Raw genomic sequence first — 20,320 nt, 5'->3', positions numbered from 1 at the left:
TCAGACCCGCGACAGCGTGTCGAGGTCGCGGATCGCCGTGCACGCACGGTCGACCATCGCGGCGAACATCCGCGGGCCCCGCTCGGTCTTCTCGCCGAACGCGCAGCCGAAGATCGCCACGAGCGGCCCCTGCACCATCGACAGGGCGTAGTCGTCCCAGCACTGCTCGGCGGAGTAGTCGGCGACCCCGCGCTCGACCAGGCCGCGGTGGTAGGCCGAGACGATGTCGCGTTCGTGGGTGCGACGGTCGTCGACGGCCAGACCGGTGCCGAGGAGATAGGCCAGGTCGCGGGTCGGGGGACCGAGTGAGAGCGTCTGCCAGTCGACGGCGTGCACGGTCGGGGCTGCGGGGTCGCCGGAGAAGAGCAGGTTGTCGAGCCGGTAGTCGCCGTGGACCGGGGCGAAGAGCTCCGAGCGGGCGAACGACCAGGCCTCGATAACCTCGCCGCAGGCCAGGATGGTCTCGCGCGTCTCGGCGCCGACGAGGTCGCCCACGACGCTGAAGAAGAGCTCCGCGGTCGAGGGATACATGTCGCGGAGCAGGTCGACGTCCTGGCCGTCGGCGCGGCGCAGGCTCGGCACCTCGAGGGTGGGATCGCACCACCGCGGGGCGTGCAGCCCGACGAGGTTGAGCGCCGCGGAGCGTGCCTGGGCGGGGGTGCAACCCTCGACCTGGTCACCCTGGGCAGCGCCGGCGACGTCCTCGAGGGCGAGGAGGTAGCTGCCCTCGTCGTCGGGCCAGGTGGACGCGACGAGCGTGGGGGTGCGCACGTCCACGGTGGGCGCGAGGTCGCGATAGAACCCGACCTCGCTGCGATAGATCCCGGCGACCATGGCGCGTGCGGCGGGGTCGGCGGCCGGCAGCTTGACCACCATCCGTGCTGGTGGGGGCGCCGCGACGTCGTCTGCGTAGGAGACCTGCAAGCGGTAGCAGGAGCCCATCTGGCCGGTGCCGATGCGCTGGGCGTCGACGTCGACGACCTCCGCGTCGAACAGGAGGCCGAGGCTGGCGGGGGTGAGGAGCTCGGGCAGGGGCTCGGGGAGGGGCTCGGTCATGCTCCGGTCCTCCCGGGGTTGGTGGGCAGGTCTCGCACCCGCCCCGGCGGGCGTACGCCTGCGTAGTGCTCCAGCACCGGCGCCAGCTCCGCGGGCGTGGCGCCGTGCATGATCACCGAGTCGACGCCCAGCGCGAACTGGTCGGCCACGGCGCCGGCGCAGTCGGCGGCCGACCCCGACGCGGACGCGGCCAGCCACTCGGCCGGCAGGACCTCGTCGCGCAGGTGGAGCAGCTGCTCGGTCGTCCCGATGGCGTCGAAGGCACCGGGGTAGCCCTGCACGAGCGGGTCGTCGCGGAAGCGTTGCAGATCAGCCTCGTCCCACCCGTTGGCGCTGAGCAGCACGTCGCCATACCCCTGGAGATAGGTGGCGAGGCGCCCGACGAGCTTGCGCAGGCGCTGCTCGGTGGGCAGGTCGTCGGTGACGGTGGCGAGGACCGACCAGATGCGCACGGCCGCGGGGTCGCGACCGGCCTCCTCGGCGGCGCGTCGGATGCGGCGTACGGCGCCGGCAGTCGCCTCGTCGGAGAAGAACGTGTGGAGGACGACCCCGTCTGCCACGCGTCCGGCGAGCTCCTGGGTCTTCGGCCCGATCGCCATCATCAGGACCGGGATGTCCTCGTCGAAGGAGGAGTCGAGGTTGAGGTAGGGGAACTTCCCGGCCGGCCCGTCGTGGCCGGCGACGGCTTCGCCGTGCCACAGGCTGCGCAGGATCGCGATCGTGTCGGTGAGCTGGGCGCCGGTCACGTGCGGCAGGCCCATCAGGTCCCACAGCAGGTCGAAGCCGCGGCCCAGACCCAGGGCATAGCGGCCGCCCGACAGGCGGTGCATCGTGACCGCCATCGTGGCGGTGACCGAGGGGTGGCGGGTGTGCGGGTTGGTGGCGGCGGTGCCGATGCCGAGGGCGCTGGTGCTGGCGGCCACCGCACCGGCGAGCACGCCGGCGTCCTTGGTGTTGAAGCGCTCGGAGAGGAACATCGCGCCCAGCCCGAGCTCCTCGGCCCGGCGCGCCTGGCTGACGACGTCGGCCGGGCTGTTGCTGTGGCCGGCCAACCCGTAGCAGCCGAGCTCGGGGAACGTCACCGGCGCATCAGGCCCTTGGCCACGTGGGTGACCTGAACCTCGTTGGAGCCGGCATAGATCATCAGCACCTTCGCGTCCCGGGCGAGCTGCTCGACGCCGTACTCGGCCATGTAGCCGTTGCCGCCGAAGAGCTGCACCGCCTCCATCGCCACGTCACAGGCAGCGCGCGAGGAATAGAGCTTCATCGCGGACGCCTCGGCCATGTCCATGACCACGCCACGGCGGCGCAGGTCGAGGCCCTTGAGCACGAGGTTCTCCACGTTGACCCGGGCGATCTCCATCTCGGCCAGCTTGAGCTGGATCAGCTGCAGGTCGCTGATCGGCTTGCCCCACAGCTCGCGGGTCCTCGCATAGTCGATCGAGAGCCGCAGGCACTCCTCGATGATGCCGAGCGCGAAGGTCGCGATGCCAAACCGCTCGGCGACGAAGCTGGCGCGTGCCGACGCGCGTCCGTCACCGGACCCGGCCGTGCCGTTGCCGGCCAGCAGCCGGTCGCGGCCGACGCGCACGTCGTCGAAGAACAGCTCGCCGGTGGGGGAGCTGTGCTGGCCCATCTTGCGCAACGGCTTGCCCTGGGTCAGGCCCTCCATGCCGGAGTCGAGCACGAACATCAGCACCGGCGCCTTCCGGCGGTCCTCGCCCGAGCCCTGCGAGGGATCGTCGAGCTTGGCGTAGACGACGATCGTGTCGGCGTAGGGACCGTTGGTGATGAAGGTCTTCTGCCCGCTCAGCAGCCAGCCCTGCGGATCCTCCGGGTCGGGACGCGCGGTGGTGCGCATCCCGCCGAAGGCGTCGGAGCCGGCGTCGGGCTCGGTGATCGCCCAGGCGCCGATCTTGTCGAGCGTGAGGAGGTCGCGGACCCAGCGCTTGCGCTGCTCGATGGTGCCGAGCGCGTTGATCGTCCCGGTGGTGAGGCCGGTCGAGACGCCCAGGGCGGTCGGGATGCCCGCCGCGACCTTGACCAGCTCGATGTTGGCCAGCGTGAGCATCGCCGGGTCCAGCTGCTCGGGCTCGACACCCTCGAAGGTCTTGCCCTGGGCCTCGGCCTCCGCCCTGGCGATGTCGTGGTCGAACTGCTCGGCGGCAGCCTGGCCCAGGCCGAAGGTGGCGTAGTACTTGCGCATGATGTCGTAGGGCGGCAGGTCGCCGTGCTCCAGCTCGTCACGCAGCGGCCGGATCTCCTTGTCGACGAACGCGCGGACTGCGTCGCGGACTGCCAGGTCGTCCTCGCTCCAGGCGAAGCTCATCAGATGCGCTCGATGATCGTGCCGGACGCCTGGGCGCCGCCGGCACACATCGAGACCAGCGCAGTGCTGGCGTCACGTCGCTCGAGCTCGTGCAGGGCAGTGGTCAGGAGACGGGTGCCGGTGGAGCCGACGGGGTGGCCCAGCGCGATCGCACCGCCGTTGACGTTGATCTTGTCCTCGGGCACAGCGTGCACCTTGGCCCACGACATCACCACCCCGGCGAAGGCCTCGTTGACCTCGCAGATGTCGATGTCGGCGATGCTCATGCCGGCGTCCTCGAGGACCCGCTCGGTCGCCTGCACCGGGCCGTCGAGGTGGTAGTAGGGGTCGGAGCCGACCAGGCAGGACGTGACGATCCGGGCCCGCGGCCGCAGCCCGAGGGAGGCAGCCAGGTCGGAGTCCATGAGCAGCAGCGCCGAGGAGCCGTCAGAGATCTGGGAGGAGGTGCCGGCGGTGTGGGTGCCGCCCTCGAGCACCGGCTTGAGGGCAGCGAGGGCCTCGAGGCTGGTGTCGCGCACACCCTGGTCGGTGTCGACGCTGCGGGTCTCGTCGGTGGGCTTGCCCTCGTCGTCGAGGACGGGCGCGGTGAGGGCGAAGACCTCGCGCTTGAAGCGGCCCTCGTCGAGAGCCACCCGGGCCTTCTGCTGTGACCAGAGGCCGAACGCGTCGACGTCGGAGCGCGAGAAGCCGCGGTCCCGCACGATCCGGTCGGCTCCCTCGAACTGGTTGGGCAGGTCGATGTCCCACGACGGCGGACGCGGGTCGCCACTGCCCGGGGGCACGTTGGCGCCGAGGCCGACCCGCGACATCGACTCGACGCCGCAGGCGATCCCGGCCTTGATGGCGCCGCCGGCGATCATCGCGTTGATCAGGTGGGTGGCCTGCTGGGCGCTGGAGCACTGGGCGTCGATGACGGTCGACGCCACGTCGTTGGGCAGCCCGGCGTGCATCCACGCACGACGGACCATGTTGTTGGACTGTTCGCCGGCCTGGGTGACGCAGCCACCGATGACCTGGCCGATCAGCTCGGGGTCCACCCCGGCGCGGTGGACGACCTCGGTCATGGAGGCGCCGAGGAGGTCGGCGGGGTGGAGGCCGGCGAGCCAGCCCCTTCGCTTGCCCAGCGGCGTACGGACGGCTTCGACGATCACAGGGGTGCCCATGGTGCAAAACTAGAACACGTTCTCGGACGCCGACAAGTGGCGGCCGGTCAGCGGGACCCGAATCGGCGGACGCCTGTGGCCAAACAGTGCCGAGGGTGGGTAACCTCGGTCACTAGAACGTGTTCTAGACGAAGCATTCGTACGAGAGGGACTCTCCGTGACCGCACAGCCCGACAGCCTCGACCTGCCCGTCGGCTTCGACCCGACCGAACCGGATGTCAACCTTGCCGCCATACCGCACGAGGAGCTCGGCGTCCTGCGCCGCGCTGCTCCCGTGCACTGGGTCGAGCAGACAGCCGAGGCCTCCGCCGGTTTCGTCGCCGAAGGCGCCAAGGGCTACTGGGCGATCACCAGGCACGCCGACATCGCGGCGATCTCCAAGGACTCCAAGCACTTCTCCACCAGCGTCAACGGCGCGATCATCCGCTTCGCTCCCGACATGACCCGCGACCAGGTCGAGATGCAGAGCGTCATGATGATCAACCAGGACGACCCTGGACACGGCAACCTGCGCCGGATCATCAGCCGCGGCTTCACCCCCCGCGCGATCGGCGGGCTCCGCGACGCGCTGGCCGCTGCCGCCGTCCGGATCGCCGAGGACGCCCGCGAGAAGGGCACCGGCTGCTTCGTCGAGGACGTCGCCTCCGAGCTGCCGCTGCAGGCGATCGCCGACCTGCTCGGCGTGCCGCAGGAGGACCGCCGCAAGCTCTTCCACTGGTCCAACCAGATGCTGTCCTACGACGACCCGGAGATCGAGGGCGACCCCGAGGCCGCGTCGGTCGAGATCCTCAACTACTTCATGCCGATCGCCGAGGAGCGCAAGGCCAACCCCCAGGACGACATCGTCAGCAAGCTGGTCACCGTCGGCGAGGACGGCGAGGGCCTGACCTCCGACGAGTTCGGCTTCTTCGTGATCCTGCTGACGGTCGCCGGCAACGAGACCAGCCGCAACTCCATCACCCACGGCATGAAGGCGTTCTTCGACCACCCCGACCAGTGGGAGCTCTACAAGAAGGAGCGCCCAGCCACGGCCGTCGACGAGATCATCCGGTGGGCCACGCCGGTGTCGGTCTTCCAGCGCACCGCGCTGGCTGACGTGATGGTCGGCGACGTCGAGGTCAAGAAGGACCAGCGAGTCGGCATCTTCTACGCCTCGGGCAACTTCGACGACGAGGTCTTCGAGGACCCGTTCACCTTCGACATCATGCGCGACCCCAACCCCCACCTCGCCTTCGGCGGTCACGGGGCGCACTACTGCATCGGCGCCAACCTGGCCCGGCTGACCGTCGGGCTGATGTTCGAGGCGATCGCCGACACCATCCCCGACATCAGTCTCGTCGAGGACCCGCGCCGGCTGCGCCACTCCTGGATCAACGGGATCAAGGAGATGCAGGTCAAGTACGCCTGACCCACCCTGACCCACGGGTCGTACGTTCAACGGCGAGGTCCCCGCTCAGGCGGGGACCTCGCCGTTTCCGTGCAGGTCGCGACGGCCACCAACCGACGGAGTCCCCGCTCAGGCGGGCTTGTCGGCCCCGACGACCCACATCGCGAAGAACTGCGAGCCGCCGCCATACGCGTGGCCCAGGGCCTTGCGGGCGCCGTCGACCTGGTGCTCCCCGGCAGCACCCCGCACCTGGAGCGCAGCCTCGGCGAAGCGGAGCATCCCGGAGGCGCCGATCGGGTTGGAGGAGAGCACGCCGCCGGAGCAGTTGACCGGGATCTTGCCGTCCATGGCGGTCGCGCCCGACTCGGTGAGCTGCCAGCCGGCGCCTTCCTCGGCGAAGCCGAGCGACTCCAGCCACATCGGCTCGAACCAGGAGAACGGCACATAGATCTCGGCGGCGTCGATCTCCTCGATCGGGTTGGTGATCCCCGCCTGCTTCCACAGCGCCGCCGCGGCATCGCGCGAGGCCTGCGGGTTGACCTGGTCGCGCTCGGCCGCGGTCGTCGCCTCCGAACGCATCACCGTGCCGTGGATCCAGGCCGGGTTGGGGGAGGATGCAGCGACGTCCTCGCTGACGATCACCAGGGCGCAGGCGCCGTCGCTCGACGGACACGTCTCGTCATAGCGGATCGGGTCCCAGAGCATCTGCGAGGCGAGCACCGACTCGACGGTGGTGTCGGGGTTGCGCAGGTGGGCGTAGGGGTTGCGCAGCGCGTTGTTGCGGTCCTTGGCCGCGACGATCGCGCCGATGTGGGTCGGGGCTCCCGAGCGCCGGATGTAGGAGCGCACGTGGGGCGCGAAGTAGCCGCCGGCCCCGGCGTGCACCGGCATGCTGAACGGGACCGGCACCGACAGCGCCCACATCGCGTTGGACTCCGACTGCTTCTCGTAGGCGATGGTCAGGACCCGCTCGTGCACGCCTGCCTGGACCAGCGAGGCAGCCACGATCGCGGTCGAGCCGCCAACCGAACCGGCGGTGTGCACGCGCAGCAGGGGCTTGCCGGCAGCGCCCAGCGACTCCGCCAGGAAGAGCTCGGGCATCATCACGCCCTCGAAGAGGTCGGGCGCCTTGCCGACCACGATCGCGTCGATGTCATCGAGGGTCAGCTGCGCGTCCTCGAGCGCCCGGTCGATCGCCTCGCGGCACAGCCCGGCCATCGACACGTCCTCGCGCTTGGCTCGGTGGTGGGTCTGGCCCACCCCGACCACGGCCGCCGGCTGCTTGCCCATCAGGCCACCTTCCCGAACGCGTCGGCGTCGAGGACGCACAGCAGGTTCTGCTGCAGGGCGGGCCCGCTGGTGGCGTGCCCGAGGGCCTTGTCGACCTCGCCGCTCCAGATCCGGGTCGCAGCCTCGCCGATCCGGATGCCGCCGGCGGAGAACATCGGGTTGCCGGCGAGCGCACCACCGGAGGGATTCACGCGTACGTCGCCGCCCAGCCCCAGCTCCCGGCGCAGGACGAGCTCCTGGTGGCTGAAGGGTGCGTGGAGCTCGGCGACCTCGACGCCGGTCAGGTCGACCCCGGCTGCGGCCCGGGCGGCGCTGGCGGAGCGGGTGAGGTCGCGCGTGCCCATGCTCATCGGGTCGATGAAGTGGCTCAGTCCACTGATCCAGGCGGGGCGGTCGCGGACGCCACGTGCGCGGTCGCCGGCGGCCAGCACGATCGCGGCGGCGCCGTCGGTGACCGGCGCGCAGTCGTGCTTGCGCAGCGGATCGGCATACATCGGCTTGGCCAGCAGCGCCTCGACGCTCGACCCGCCGCTGCGGACGGCGTGGTCGTTGCCCTCCGCGTCGGTCAGCGAGCGCTGCACGACCTGGGCCATCGCGGCCTCGTCCCAGAGGCCGGCGTCGATCCCGGCGCGCGCCTGGAGGCCCGCGAGCGACACGGTGTCGGGCCACAGCGGCGTCATCGTGTAGGGCTCGAGCTGCATCGACAGGGTCCGTCGCAGGGTCCCGGCCGAGCTCTTGCCGAAGGCATAGACCAGCGCGGTGTCGACCTCCCCGGTCTGGATCTTGAGCCACGCCTCGTACATCGCCCAGGCCAGGTCCATCTCGACGTGTGACTCGTTGACCGGCGGGATCACGCCGATCGCGTCGACCGCCTGGACGAACGAGAACGACCGCCCGGCGAGGTAGTCGCTCGAGCCCGAGCACCAGAACCCCACGTCACGCCGGGTCCAGCCGGTCTGGGCGTAGCACTCCTCGAAGAGCGGGACGAGGAGCTCGACGCACGTCGGCGACCCGTCGAACTCCAGCATCTGCCTCTGCGCGAAGCCGACAACGGCAACATCTCTCATCGACTCTCTCCTTCAGAGGTGCTGCTTGTAGGTGTCGTAGTCGGCGTCCGGCTCGCCGGTGGGCGCGAAGTGGCTGATGTTCTCGATCGTCGTGCCCCACTCCTCGCGCGGACGCCACACCGCCTTGACCCGCATGCCCATGTGGACGTCCTCGGCGGGGCAGTCGAGGATCAGGTGCAGGAACGCGATGTCGGCGCCGTCGAGCAGGACATAGGCCGAGACGTATGGCGGCGTGATCCGCTGCCCCAGGAACGGCACGTTGACGACGCAGAACGTCGTCACCGTGCCCGACTCCGAGAGCTCGACCTCGTCGGTGGTCGGGGTGCCGTCGGTCGGGCAGGCGCTGCGCGGGGGGACGTAGACCTTGTGGCAGGTGGGACACCGCTGCCCCAGGATCCGTCCCTGCTCGAGCCCGCGATAGAACGCGGTCTCCTCGGGGCTGGCGGCATAGACGTAGTCGAGGGAGACGGGCGTGACGATGCCCGTGACCGGCTCGGCGGTTGGGGAAGTCGCCCCGGCGGTTGAGGAAGGCGCCCTGGCGCCTGTCACGAAACCCCGGGCCTCAGGCTCGAAGCACCCGATGTCGGTGATCGCCCCCACCCGCTCACCAGCCCACCGGACCCGGACCCGCATCCCGGTCGACACCTCGTCGGGCGAGCCGACGTCGAGCGCGTGCAGGAAGGATGCGTCCGCACCGTCGAGGGTGACGAGCACGAACGCGAACGGGCGATCGAGCGGCTGGCCGGCGACGGGCTCCGGCACCCACGTCCACGACGTCACGACACCGGTGTCGGCGACCTCGACGAAGTCGGTGATCGCCTGATGGGTCTCCGGGTCGAACTCCGGCGGCGGGACGACGACCCGGCCACTCGCCGTACGACCGCCGACGACCACGCCGTCGCGGAGGCCGGTGAAGAAGCGGCCGAGGACCGGCCCGGTCGACCTGGTGTAGTCGAAGGCGACGGTGACCGGCGCCGAAAGGGTGCGCGACATGCCCGGAAGTGAAACACGTTCTAGTAATGCGGACAAGGCTCTGGGACAGTGTCGATCATGAAACTGGGGCTGCAGCTGGGCTATTGGGGCGCACAGCCGCCCACCGGAGTGGCGGAGCTGGTCGCGGCCGCGGAGGAGTCGGGGTTCGACGCGATCTTCACCGCGGAGGCCTGGGGCTCGGACGCGTTCACGCCGCTCGCGTGGTGGGGTCGCGAGACCTCACGCGTGCGGCTCGGGACCTCGATCGTGCAGCTCTCCGGGCGGAGCCCGACATCGATCGCCATGCACGCGCTGACCCTCGACCACCTCAGTGGGGGACGGGTCGTCCTGGGCATGGGGGTGAGCGGTCCCCAGGTCGTCGAGGGGTGGTACGGCGCCCCGTTCGCCAAGCCCCTGGCCCGCACCCGGGAGGTCGTCGACATCATCCGCCAGGTGCTCCGCCGCGAGGCCCCGGTGACCAACGACGGGCCGCACCACCCGCTGCCCTACACCGGCGAGGGCGCCACCGGGCTCGGCAAGCCGCTGAAGCCGATCGTCCACCCGTTGCGTCCCGACATCCCGATCTGGCTCGGCGCCGAGGGGCCCAAGAACGTCGCCCAGACCGCCGAGATCGCCGACGGCTGGATCCCGATCTTCTACACGCCTGGCTCCGCCGCGATGTATCAACCGTGGCTCGACGAGGGCTTCGCCCGACCGGGAGCGCGCCGGACGCGGGCGGACTTCGAGATCGCCGCCACCTGCCACCTCCAGGTGACCGCCTCCGAGACCGAGCGGCAGGCCGTGACCCAGCAGCTGAAGTCGACGATCGCGCTCTACATGGGCGGCATGGGTGCCAAGGACGCCAACTTCCACAAGCAGGTCTTCGAACGGATGGGCCACCGGGAGCTCTCCGACGAGGTCCAGCGGCTCTATCTGGCAGGGGAGAAGGACAAGGCGGCGACGCTCGTCCCCGACGACCTGGTCCACGACATGCACATCGTCGGCGACGCGGGCTATGTCAGGGAGCGGGTGGCTGAGTGGGAGGCGACCGGCGTGACGACGCTGCTGCTCTCCTGTCGCAGTGCGGACGAGATCAGGAGGGTCGCGGACCTGCTCGCCCGGCCCTAACGTGTCCTCCATGACCTACGCCCTCGCGTCCTTCGCCTCACCGGTCGACCAGACCCGCCTCACGACCTACACCTGGGACGCGGCCGACGAGCCCAGGGGCGTCGTCCAGGTTGCCCACGGTCTCGCCGAGCACAGCGGCCGCTACGACCGGTTGGCGCGAGCGCTCAACGACGCGGGATATCGCGTCCACGCGGCCGACCACCGTGGGCACGGGCAATCGCTCGCCGACGTCCCCGGCGACTTCGGTGACGCAGGTTTCGAGGGCCTGATCGCCGACCTCGCGGCCTACAGCCAGAGCCTGACGGGAGACCTTCCGCTGTTCCTGGTCGCCCACTCGATGGGCTCGTTCGCCGCGCAGTCGGTGCTCCTCGACCACAGTGACCTCTATGCGGGCGTGGTGCTCTCGGGCTCGACGGCGCTCGACGTCCTGGCGGCGGGGCTCGCCCAGGCAGAGGGGCCGGTGGGGCTGGAGGCTTTCAACGCCGGGTTCGAGCACCGCACCGGCTATGAGTGGCTCTCGCGCGACGAGGCCGAGGTGGACCTCTACGTCGCCGACCCGATGTGTGGCTTCCCGCTTCCGGACTCGACCGTGCCTGCGCTGTTCGCTGCTGCAGGCACCCTGGCGGACCCACAGGCACTCGCCGGCATCCGCAAGGACCTGCCGATCCTGATCGCGTCGGGCAGCGACGACCCGCTCGCGGGCGGGGGCGAGCTGGTCCAGCTGCTCGGCCAGCGCTATCGAGATGCCGGGGTCGAGGACGTCACCGTCACCGTCTATGACGGAGCTCGCCACGAGATCTTCAACGAGACCAACCGCGACGAGATCTCGGCCGACGTCGTCGCCTGGCTCGACGCGCACGCCTGAGGATCTTCGGCACACCCGCTGGCGCTGGACCTAGAACACGTTCTAGTGTGCCCGGATGACCGACACCCTGCGCAACCCGGTCCACAACGGCCACCTGCTGGCGACGGCCCTGCGCCGGCACCGCGACCGGCCGGTGATGCACCTCGGCGACACGACCCTCACCGGTGGCGAGACGGCCGCCGAGATCAGCCGCTACGTGCAGGTCTTCGAGACGCTCGGCGCCCGTGACGAGGGCGCGGCCCTGCTCGCGCCCAACCGGCCAGAGGTGCTGTTCATCCTCGGCGCCGGCCAGACCCAGGGCTACCGCCGCACGAGCCTGCACCCGCTCGGCAGCCTCGACGACCACGCCTACGTCATCGACGACGCAGAGATCACCACGCTGATCGTCGACCCGGTGTTCACCGAGCGGGCGGTCGGCCTGCTCGAGCGCTGTCCGGGCCTGCGGCGGGTGCTGACGATCGGGCCGGTGCCGGACGCGCTGGCGGGCGTGGCCGCCGAGGTCGTCGACCTGGTGGCGAGCGCATCAGCATACGACGCGAAGCCGCTCGTGGCGCGCGACCTCGCGCCCGACCACGTCATCTCCATCGCCTACACCGGCGGCACGACCGGCCGGCCCAAGGGCGTGATCGGCACCGCTCAGGCGATGAACACGATGGCCCAGGTCCAGCTCGCCGAGTGGGAGTGGCCCGACAACCCGCGCTTCTTGATGTGCACCCCGTTGAGCCATGCCGGGGCGGCGTTCTTCGTGCCGGTGGTGATCAAGGGCGGGCTGCTCGTCGTGCTGCCGAGGTTCGACCCGGCCCTGGTGCTGGAGACCATCGAGCGCGAGCGCATCACCGCGACCATGCTGGTCCCGACGATGCTCTATGCGCTGCTCGACCACCCCGACAGCCACACGCGCGACCTGTCCAGCCTCGAGACGGTCTACTACGGCGCCTCGGCGATCAACCCGACCCGGCTGCAGGAGGCGATCGAGCGCTTCGGCCCGATCTTCGCGCAGTACTACGGCCAGTCGGAGGCCCCGATGGCGATCAGCTATCTCGCCAAGGTCGACCACGACCTCGCCCACCCCGAGCGCCTGTCCAGCTGCGGTCGCCCCAGTGCCTTCGTGCGTACGGCGCTGCTCACCGACGACGGCACGCCGGCCGCTCCCGGCGAGCCCGGCGAGATCTGCGTCGCCGGCCCGCTGCTGGCGGGCGGCTACTGGAAGCTGCCCGACGAGACCGCCAGCACGTTCCGCGACGGCTGGCTGCACACCGGCGACGTGGCTCGCGAGGACGAGGACGGCTTCTGGTTCATCGTCGACCGCACCAAGGACATGATCGTCACGGGCGGTTTCAACGTCTTCCCGCGCGAGGTGGAGGACGTCGTCGCGACCCATCCCGCGGTCGCACAGGTGGCGGTGATCGGCACCCCGGACGAGAAGTTCGGCGAGGCTGTCACCGCGCTCGTCGTGCCGCGCGACGGGACGCTCACCGACGAGGCGATCGAGGAGATCAAGGCGCTCGTCAAGGAGCGCAAGGGCTCCGTCCAGGCGCCCAAGCACGTCCTGGCCATCGACTCCATCCCGCTGACCGGGCTGGGCAAGCCGGACAAGAAGGCGCTGCGCGCGACCTTCTCCTAGCGCACCCGCAGCCACAGACCAGGCGACCCGCATTTCCACGCACCTGCGCGGAAAATCCGGTCGGTGAGTCGAAACGAGCCTGCACTTCCACGCACCCGCGCGGAAGTTCATCGCGGCCGATCTCGAGGGATCCTTCCTCCGCGGCTCACGCCTGGCCGAGCGACGCCAGGCGCGTGGTGACGCTGGACATGCCGACCTGCCGGGCCGCATGCGCTGGTGTCAGCCGGTCCGCCAACGACTCCAGGCCCGGGTCCGCGCCACGGTCGAGCAGCAGGTGAGCCACCTCCTCCTGACCGGCCAGGATCGTCGCGACCAGCGTCGTCTCCTGGAACTCGGGGTGGCTGTAGTCCACGTCCACCCCCTGGTCGAGATAGAAGCGGACCAGCTCGGCGTCACCCTTGACGGCGGCTCCGAACATGGCTTTCCAGTCTCCACCGGACACGTGCGACTCCTCAGCGCTCGAGCGGCCAGCCGCGGTCGGCCCAGCCCTGGGTGCCGTCGCTGACGTTGAGGGCAGTCACGCCCTGCTGGGTGAGGAAGTCGACCACTTGGCGGCTGCGACCACCCACGGCGCAGATCACGAACACGGGCTGGTCGGTCGGCAGCTCGCCGACGCGGGCCGGGAGGTCGTTCATGGCCACGTGGACCGCTCCGGGGACGTGTCCTGCCGTGAACTCGTGCTCCTCGCGGACGTCGAGCACGAACGCCCCGCCCGCGTGGGCGGCCGCGAAGTCGTCCAGGGCGACCTCGCCGGCGGCTGCGGACTCCTGGGCGGCGGTCGCCTGTCGGCGTACTTCGTCCATGTCGAGCTCGCGCGCCTGCCGGATGATGTCGTCGAGAGCCTTCGGGGGCAGCGCGCCGGCCTGGTTGAACAGCAGGATGCCGTCGCGGAAGAGCATCAGCGTGGGAATGGACGAGATGCCCGCCTGCCCCGCGAGCTCCTGCTCGGCCTCGGTGTCGACCTTGCCGAAGGTGATGTCGGGGTTGGCCGCCGCAGCGGCCTCGAAGACCGGCGCGAACTGCCGGCACGGACCGCACCACGCGGCCCAGAAGTCGACGAGGGTGATGCCCTCGGCGGTGACGGTCTCCTCGAAGGACTGGGCAGTCAGCTCGACGGTGCTCATGCTTCCACCCTACGGGTGCCGGCTCAGCGGCCGGTGAAGGAAGGCGCCCGCCTCTCCATGAAGGCGCGCGGACCCTCCTTGGCGTCGTCGGAGGCGAAGACCGCCGCACCGACCCGGGCGTCGTCGGCCCAGCACTCGTCCTCGTGCTTGCCCTCGGAGTCGCGGATCGTGCGCAGGACGGCCTGGACGGCGAGCGGTCCGTTGGCGCAGATCAGGTCGGCCAGCTCACGCGCCTTCGTCAGCGCCTGGCCGTCGGGCACGACCTGCCCGATCAGGCCGTAGGACAGTGCCTCGGCGGCGTTGATGTGTCGTCCGGTCAGCAGCAGGTCGGCGGCAATCGTGTAGTGGAGCTGGCGGGGCAGTCGTACGGCGGAGCCACCGAGCGGATAGAGGCCCCACTTGACCTCGGCGACCCCGAAGCGCGCCGACTCGCCCGCGACCCGGATGTCCGTGGCCTGGAGCACTTCGGTGCCACCGGCGATGGCCGGGCCCTCCACGGCGGCGATCAGCGGCTTGGTCAGCCGGAAGCCCTTGAGCAGCGGCTTGATGACCGCAGGGTCGAACTCGCCGGACTCGAACTTGTCCGAGGGTGACGAGGACGACATGGCAGACAGGTCTGCTCCGGCGCAGAACGCGCCCCCGGCGCCGGTCAGGATCGCCACCCGGATCGAGTCGTCGGCGTTGACGCGGTCCCAGGCCTCGCCCATGGTGGCGAGCATCTCGCCGGACAGGGCGTTCTTCTTCTCGGGGCGGTTCATGGTCACGGTCAGGACGTGACCGTCCTGCTCGACGAGGCAGTGGGGCTCGGTGGTTGACATACGAACATCCTAGGCAGAAACGAGAACGTGTTCTAGTCTGCCGACCATGGCCCTCAACATCGCCGATCTCTTCGAGCACACCGTCGACGTCGTCCCGGACCGCGGGATCATCCAGGTCGCGGACCGCATCGCGACCTATGCCGAGCTGGAGGCTGACGCCAACCGCCTGGCCCACTTCCTCGCCGGCCGAGGCGTAGGAGCCGGCGACCACGTCGGCATCTACGCCAAGAACAGCGTGGAGCACGTGATCGCCCTGCTGGCGATCTACAAGATCCGTGCGGTCGCGATCAACGTCAACTACCGCTACGTCGAGGCTGAGCTCAACTATCTCTTCGACAACTCCGACATGGTCGCGCTGCTGCACGAGCGGCCCTACGCCCCCTCGTCGCCAAGACCGTGCCGAAGCACGAGAAGCTCCAGACGGTCGTGGCCCTGCCCGACCCGACCGAGCCCGGCTCGACGGCCGACATCTCGGCATACGACGGTGTCGAGTGGGACGACGCCCTGGCCGGCCAGAGCGCCGAGCGGGACTTCGAGGAGCGGTCCGACGACGACGTCTACATCGTCTACACCGGTGGCACCACCGGCTTCCCCAAGGGCGTCATGTGGCGCCACGCCGACTTCTGGCGGGTTCTCGGCGGCGGCATCGACTTCATGACCGGCGCCCGGCTCGAGGAGTTCGACCAGTCCAGGACGGCGGCCACCACCGAGCCGATGGTGACGTTCCCGCTCAGCCCGCTGATGCACGGTGGCGCCCAGGCCGCCATGCTGATGCACCTCTTCGCCGGCCACCGCACGATCCTCCTCCCCAAGTTCGACCCGGTCGAGGTGTGGCGCACGATCGAGGCCAACGGCGTGCAGCTGATCTTCATGACCGGTGACGCCATGGCCCGGCCCCTGATCGAGGAGTACGAGCGCGGTGACTACAACGCCGAGACGCTGGTCGCCGTGGCGAGCAGCGCCGCCATCTTCAGCCGGCCGGTCAAGGAGCGCTGGATGAAGGCGTTCCCCAACACGTTCTTCACCGACTCGGTCGGGGCGAGTGAGACCGGCTTCCAGGGCACCGGGCTGCAGGACAGCGAGAACATCAAGGGCGAGGGCCCGCAGGTCGCGCTCGGCTCCGAGAGCGTCGTCCTCGACGAGGAGAACAAGGTCCTCGATCCCGCGACCAGCGTCGGCCAGATCGGCCGGCTGGCCCGCTCGGGCAGCGTGCCGATCGGCTACTACAAGGACGAGGCAAAGTCGGCCCAGACCTTCTTCACCGTCGACGGGGTGCGCTACTCGGTGCCCGGCGACTTCGCCCGCATCGAGGGCGACAACAAGGTCACGCTGCTCGGCCGCGGCTCCAACTGCATCAACACCGGCGGGGAGAAGGTCTATCCCGAGGAGGTGGAGATGGTGCTCAAGGGTCACCCCGACGTCTATGACGTGCTGGTGGTCGGTGTCGCTGACGAGAGCTACGGCCAGTCGGTCAGCGCCGTCGTGCAGCCACGTGACGGAGCCCGGCCCACCCTGGAGGAGCTGCGAGCCTTCCTCCGCACCGAGCTGTCCGGCTACAAGCTGCCGCGCACGATCTCCTATGTCGACGAGATCCCGCGCAGCGCCACGGGCAAGGCCAACTATCCCAAGGCCAAGGAGATCGCCATGGCATCGATCGAGGCAGCCGGATGAGGGGCACACGCTGATGCGGACCGACCTGTGTGACGTCTTCGGGATCGACCTGCCGATCTTCGCCTTCACCCCCTCCGAGCACGTCGCGGCCGCGGTCTCGCGTGCCGGCGGCCTCGGGGTGCTCGGCGCGGTCCGGTTCAACGACCCCGACGAGCTCGATCGCACCCTGACCTGGCTCGATGACAACACCGACGGCAAGCCGTACGGCGTCGACGTGGTCATGCCGATGAAGGTCCCCACCGAGGGCACCTCCACCGACCTGGGATCGTTGATCCCGCCGGAGCACCTCAGCTTCGTCGATCGCACGCTCCAGCAGCTCGGCGTCCCGCCGCTGCCCGAGGGCGAGGGCCGCGAGGGCGTGCTCGGCTGGCTGCACTCGGTGGCCCGGTCCCACGTCGACGTCGCCCTGGCGCACCGACCGGTGCTGATCGCCAACGCCCTCGGCTCGCCGCCGGTCGACGTGATCGAGCAGGCACACGCGGCCGGCGTCAAGGTCGCTGCCCTGGCCGGCGCCGCCAAGCACGCGCTGTCCCACGTCGCCAACGGCGTGGACGTGATCATCGCCCAGGGCTACGAGGCCGGGGGCCACACCGGTGAGATCGCCAGCATGGTGCTCACCCCCGAGATCGTCGACGCCGTGGGCCCCGACGTCCCCGTGCTGGGGGCGGGCGGCATCGGCTCCGGTCGCCAGGTCGCCGCGTCGCTGGCGCTGGGTGCCCAGGGCGTCTGGACCGGCTCGGTCTGGCTGACCACCACCGAATACCAGGAGCTCAACAGCAACCGTGCGATGACCGAGGCGCTCGTGCGGGCCGGGAGCGGCGACACGGTGCGCACCCGCATCTACACCGGCAAGCCGGCCCGGCTGCTGAAGACGAAGTGGACGCAGGCATGGGAGGCCGAGGACGCCCCCGCGCCACTGCCGATGCCCCTGCAGAACCTCCTCGTCGCCGGCGCCCACAACCGGATGAGCGCACACGACGACCCCGACACGATCTCGATGCCGGTCGGTCAGATCGTCGGCCGGATGAACGAGGTCCGCCCGGTGGCAGAGGTCATGGCCGGCCTGGTCGAGGAGTTCGAGCAGGCGGCCGCCAGGATCGCGGACGTCGCTGGGCGCTGATCGGCGTACCGTGGCACGACCCGAGTCGTTGGAGTGGTCATGGTCTCGAACACACAGTCCGGAGTCCGTGGTGCCCAGCGCCGTGGCGCCCGCCGCCGAGTGGCAGCAGCGCTGTTCGCGGGCGCGCTCGCCACGACCGGGCTGCTCGTCGTGACCGGTGGTGGGGCCCAGGGTGGACCGGACCCCCAGCCGGTGCCGCGGGCCGACTGCGGCAAGGGCGCCCGCCCCGAGACCGACATCCAGGGCCGTGTCCCCACCAGCGACTACACCAGCGGGCGGGTCGACAGGGGCTATCGCTGCAACACCCGGCCGGTCGCCCGCCACGGCGAGTCGGGCGGCTTCAAGGTGCTGCGCTACAAGGACGCCAAGGGCCAGACCTGCGCGTTCTACGACAGCACGCTGCTCTTCCCGCGCGACGTCCTCTACAACGCCGGGTCGGGCCTGGGCGTCGTCGTGCTGGCGATGGACAACCCCCGCAAGCCACGCCAGACCGCGACCCTCACGACGCCGGCGATGCTCAGCCCGCACGAGTCGCTGCTGCTGAACAAGAAGCGCGGGCTGCTGGCGGCGACGCTCGGCACCGCCGCGACCTATCCCGGCGTCCTCGACATCTATGACATCCGCACCGACTGCCGTCACCCGCGGCTCTTCTCGTCGACCCCGAGCGGACTGCTCGGTCACGAGAGCGGGTGGGCCCCCGACGGCCGCACCTTCTGGACGGCGAGCACCACCGGCAGCCTGGTGGCCGTCGACGTGATGAACCCCAGGGCCCCCAAGCCGGTCATGGTCCAGCCCGGTGTGCAGTACCACGGGCTGCGATTCTCCGCCGACGGCGACACGATGTATGCCACCAACATCGGCAGCCCCGACCTCGGCGGCCTCGACCTCGCCAAGAACACCGGGCTCGACATCCTCGACGTCAGCAAGGTCCACGACCGCGTCATCGGCGCCATGCCGACCGTGCTGTCCAAGCTCACCTGGCCCGAGGCCTCGATCCCGCAGTCCGCCGAGCCCTTCACCCAGAAGGGCCACGACTACGTCCTGGAGATGGACGAGTACGCCGACGTCTTCTCGGTCAAGGGCTTCACCGACATGGGCAACGCGCCCGTCGGGGCGGGGCGGATCATCAACGTCGACAACCCACGCAAGCCGTTCGTCGTCTCCCGGCTGCGCCTGGAGGTGCACCAGCCCGAGGTGCACGGCGGCGAGCAGGCGACCGACCCCGGGGCGTCGTCGCCCGCCCAGGGCTACGCCGGTCACTACTGCTCGGTGCCGAAGCGCAACAACCCGAGGATCGCCGGCTGCTCGATGATCGTGTCGGGGCTGAGGCTCTTCGACATCAGCAACGTGCGCAAGCCCCGCGAGGTGGCCTACTTCAACAAGCCCGTGCGTCCCGGCTCGAAGCCGAGCATCCCCAACGCCGAGGGCGCCTACGCCATGTCCGCGCCGGCGTGGGACCGCAAGCGGGGGAGTGTCTGGTACACCGACGCCAACTCGGGCTTCTACAACATCAAGCTCACCAACGGTGTCGCCAGGCTGCTCCGCAACAAGTAGCAGACCGGGGGCGTCGCGCAGGTCGATCGCAGGATTGACTGACGTCAGTCAATGACAGCGCTGGCCAGTGCGCGCCCGATGGTCAGCGCCTGCTCGGTCGTCCCGCCGTGGGTGAACTCCCACCGCTTGGCGGCGGTGAAGTAGCGGTGGGCCTCCCCGTCGAGGTCGATGCCGACCCCGCCGTGCACGTGGACGGTGGTGTGGGCGACGGCGTGACCGGCGTCGGCGGCGAAGAGCTTGGCGATGGCGAGCTCGGTCGTCGCCGGCAGTCCCTCCTCGAGGCGCCAGGCGGCCTGCCAGAGCGTGAGCCGCTGGCCGAGGGTGTCGATGTAGGCGTCGGCGAGGCGCTGCGAGACGGCCTGGAAGGTCCCGATCGGTCGCCCGAACTGCTCCCGCGTCCTTGCGTATGTCGATGTGAGCTCCAAGGCCCCTTCGGTGACTCCGAGCTGCTGGGCGCACGCGGCCAGGGTGGCCAGCTCGCGAAGCCGCTCCCCGGCCCCGGCGAGCCGTCGCTCGGCGCCGACCGGGACGTCGAGCAGGTCGATCCTGGCGACCGCGTCGCCGTCGGAGAGCTGCTGCGCGGTGATGGTCACCTCGTCAGCGGTCAGCACGAACACGTCGGTGTCGCCGTCGTCGGTCGTGGCCGGGACGAGGAACACGTCGGCGACGGTGCCCGCAGGGACCACGGCCTTGGTGCCGCTGATCAACCAGCCGGAGCCGTCGCTGCGAGCGGTGGTCCCGGGTCGGCCCGGAGCGAACGAGCGCTCCTCGGCCAGGGCCGCGGTCAGCACGCTGGCGCCGGTCGCGGCCCAGGGGAGGAACTGTTCCTGCTGCCCGGGCGACCCCAGCTCGGCGATCAGCCGGCTTGCGGCCAGGTGGGTGGCCAACGGCAGCGGTGCGACCCGGCGGCCGACCTCGACCAGCACGCGGCAGGCCTCGATCAGTCCGAGCCCCGCCCCGCCGTGCTCCTCGGGCAGCGCGAGCCCGAGCAGTCCGGCCTCGCCCAGCGACCCCCACAGCTGGCGGTCGAAGCGGTCGCCTCCGGCCTCGACCTCGCGCATCCGCTCGGGGGTTGCTCGGTCGCTGAGGATGCGCGCGGCCAACGTGGCGGCCTCGTCTGCCTCGGGTGAGAACTCGAAGTCCATGCTGCGC

Annotated in this window: 17 protein-coding genes and 1 pseudogene; 7 read left to right on the top strand and 11 right to left on the bottom strand. The window is 70.4% G+C overall.

The window, feature by feature from the left end:
- Genes G7071_RS15760 through G7071_RS15745 form a run of 4 tightly spaced genes read right to left on the bottom strand, consistent with a single transcriptional unit; the run spans position 1 to position 4,548 of the window.
- Positions 1 to 1,056, bottom strand: a complete 1,056-nt coding sequence (locus tag G7071_RS15760) for a phosphotransferase family protein (RefSeq protein WP_166320333.1) — start codon at positions 1,054 to 1,056, stop codon at positions 1 to 3.
- Entirely contained in the window at positions 1,053 to 2,138 is a 1,086-nt protein-coding gene (locus G7071_RS15755) for a TIGR03857 family LLM class F420-dependent oxidoreductase (RefSeq protein WP_166320331.1), read from the bottom strand. Before G7071_RS15755 ends, G7071_RS15760 begins: the two co-directional genes overlap by 4 nt.
- Positions 2,135 to 3,385 (bottom strand): acyl-CoA dehydrogenase family protein, encoded by a 1,251-nt coding sequence (locus G7071_RS15750; protein WP_166320329.1) that lies wholly within the window; start codon positions 3,383 to 3,385, stop codon positions 2,135 to 2,137. The genes G7071_RS15755 and G7071_RS15750 overlap by 4 nt, the downstream gene beginning before the upstream one ends.
- A complete protein-coding gene (locus G7071_RS15745; protein WP_166320327.1) occupies positions 3,385 to 4,548 on the bottom strand; it encodes a steroid 3-ketoacyl-CoA thiolase in 1,164 nt (387 codons plus the stop codon). The genes G7071_RS15750 and G7071_RS15745 overlap by 1 nt, the downstream gene beginning before the upstream one ends.
- Before the next feature lie 157 nt (positions 4,549 to 4,705).
- Here G7071_RS15745 and G7071_RS15740 point away from each other — a divergent pair, with 157 nt between their 5' ends.
- A complete protein-coding gene (locus G7071_RS15740) occupies positions 4,706 to 5,956 on the top strand; it encodes a cytochrome P450 (RefSeq protein ID WP_166320325.1) in 1,251 nt (416 codons plus the stop codon).
- A 108-nt stretch (positions 5,957 to 6,064) separates the two neighbouring features.
- Here the strand turns inward: G7071_RS15740 and G7071_RS15735 are convergent, their stop codons facing one another.
- The 3 genes from G7071_RS15735 to G7071_RS15725 are packed head-to-tail and all read right to left on the bottom strand — an operon-like array spanning position 6,065 to position 9,285.
- Complete coding sequence (locus tag G7071_RS15735) at positions 6,065 to 7,225, bottom strand: thiolase domain-containing protein (RefSeq protein WP_166320323.1); 1,161 nt, start codon at positions 7,223 to 7,225, stop codon at positions 6,065 to 6,067.
- Positions 7,225 to 8,292, bottom strand: coding sequence for a thiolase domain-containing protein (locus G7071_RS15730; RefSeq protein WP_166320321.1), 1,068 nt, complete (start codon positions 8,290 to 8,292; stop codon positions 7,225 to 7,227). The genes G7071_RS15735 and G7071_RS15730 overlap by 1 nt, the downstream gene beginning before the upstream one ends.
- A 12-nt stretch (positions 8,293 to 8,304) precedes the next feature.
- A complete protein-coding gene (locus tag G7071_RS15725; RefSeq protein WP_166320319.1) occupies positions 8,305 to 9,285 on the bottom strand; it encodes a Zn-ribbon domain-containing OB-fold protein in 981 nt (326 codons plus the stop codon).
- A gap of 57 nt (positions 9,286 to 9,342) precedes the next feature.
- On the opposite strand from G7071_RS15725, the gene G7071_RS15720 reads away from it, so the two are divergent.
- From G7071_RS15720 to fadD8, 3 genes are read left to right on the top strand one after another with little or no spacing between them, the layout of a single operon-like run.
- Positions 9,343 to 10,392 (top strand): LLM class F420-dependent oxidoreductase, encoded by a 1,050-nt coding sequence (locus tag G7071_RS15720; RefSeq protein ID WP_166320317.1) that lies wholly within the window; start codon positions 9,343 to 9,345, stop codon positions 10,390 to 10,392.
- Positions 10,393 to 10,402: 10 nt separating this feature from the next.
- Entirely contained in the window at positions 10,403 to 11,257 is an 855-nt protein-coding gene (locus G7071_RS15715) for an alpha/beta fold hydrolase (protein ID WP_166320315.1), read from the top strand.
- A 55-nt stretch (positions 11,258 to 11,312) separates the two neighbouring features.
- A complete protein-coding gene (gene fadD8 / locus G7071_RS15710) occupies positions 11,313 to 12,881 on the top strand; it encodes a fatty-acid--CoA ligase FadD8 (protein ID WP_166320313.1) in 1,569 nt (522 codons plus the stop codon).
- 145 nt (positions 12,882 to 13,026) lie between these two features.
- Here fadD8 and G7071_RS15705 read toward each other — a convergent pair whose 3' ends face one another.
- Genes G7071_RS15705 through G7071_RS15695 form a run of 3 tightly spaced genes read right to left on the bottom strand, consistent with a single transcriptional unit; the run spans position 13,027 to position 14,823 of the window.
- A complete protein-coding gene (locus tag G7071_RS15705; protein ID WP_166320311.1) occupies positions 13,027 to 13,299 on the bottom strand; it encodes an ankyrin repeat domain-containing protein in 273 nt (90 codons plus the stop codon).
- 34 nt (positions 13,300 to 13,333) lie between these two features.
- Positions 13,334 to 14,005, bottom strand: a complete 672-nt coding sequence (gene trxA / locus G7071_RS19875; protein ID WP_166320309.1) for a thioredoxin — start codon at positions 14,003 to 14,005, stop codon at positions 13,334 to 13,336.
- A 23-nt stretch (positions 14,006 to 14,028) separates the two neighbouring features.
- Positions 14,029 to 14,823: a crotonase/enoyl-CoA hydratase family protein gene (locus G7071_RS15695; RefSeq protein WP_166320307.1), complete on the bottom strand. Its 795-nt coding sequence runs from the start codon at positions 14,821 to 14,823 to the stop codon at positions 14,029 to 14,031.
- Positions 14,824 to 14,869: 46 nt separating this feature from the next.
- On the opposite strand from G7071_RS15695, the pseudogene G7071_RS15690 reads away from it, so the two are divergent.
- From G7071_RS15690 to G7071_RS15680, 3 genes and pseudogenes are all read left to right on the top strand, one after another.
- Positions 14,870 to 16,494, top strand: a pseudogene (locus tag G7071_RS15690) (acyl-CoA synthetase).
- A gap of 13 nt (positions 16,495 to 16,507) precedes the next feature.
- Entirely contained in the window at positions 16,508 to 17,614 is a 1,107-nt protein-coding gene (locus G7071_RS15685; RefSeq protein WP_166320305.1) for an NAD(P)H-dependent flavin oxidoreductase, read from the top strand.
- Positions 17,615 to 17,653: 39 nt separating this feature from the next.
- On the top strand, positions 17,654 to 19,168 hold the full coding sequence (locus G7071_RS15680) for an LVIVD repeat-containing protein (RefSeq protein ID WP_166320302.1): 1,515 nt from the start codon (positions 17,654 to 17,656) through the stop codon (positions 19,166 to 19,168).
- A 44-nt stretch (positions 19,169 to 19,212) separates the two neighbouring features.
- Here G7071_RS15680 and G7071_RS15675 read toward each other — a convergent pair whose 3' ends face one another.
- Positions 19,213 to 20,313 (bottom strand): acyl-CoA dehydrogenase family protein, encoded by a 1,101-nt coding sequence (locus tag G7071_RS15675; protein WP_166320300.1) that lies wholly within the window; start codon positions 20,311 to 20,313, stop codon positions 19,213 to 19,215.
- Positions 20,314 to 20,320: the final 7 nt, after the last annotated feature.

Origin of the sequence: Nocardioides piscis, from assembly GCF_011300215.1 — a bacterium.
Lineage (GTDB): Bacteria > Actinomycetota > Actinomycetes > Propionibacteriales > Nocardioidaceae > Nocardioides > Nocardioides piscis.
Note: the sequence above shows the minus strand (reverse complement) of the source record. Positions and strands in the feature narration are given on the sequence as shown.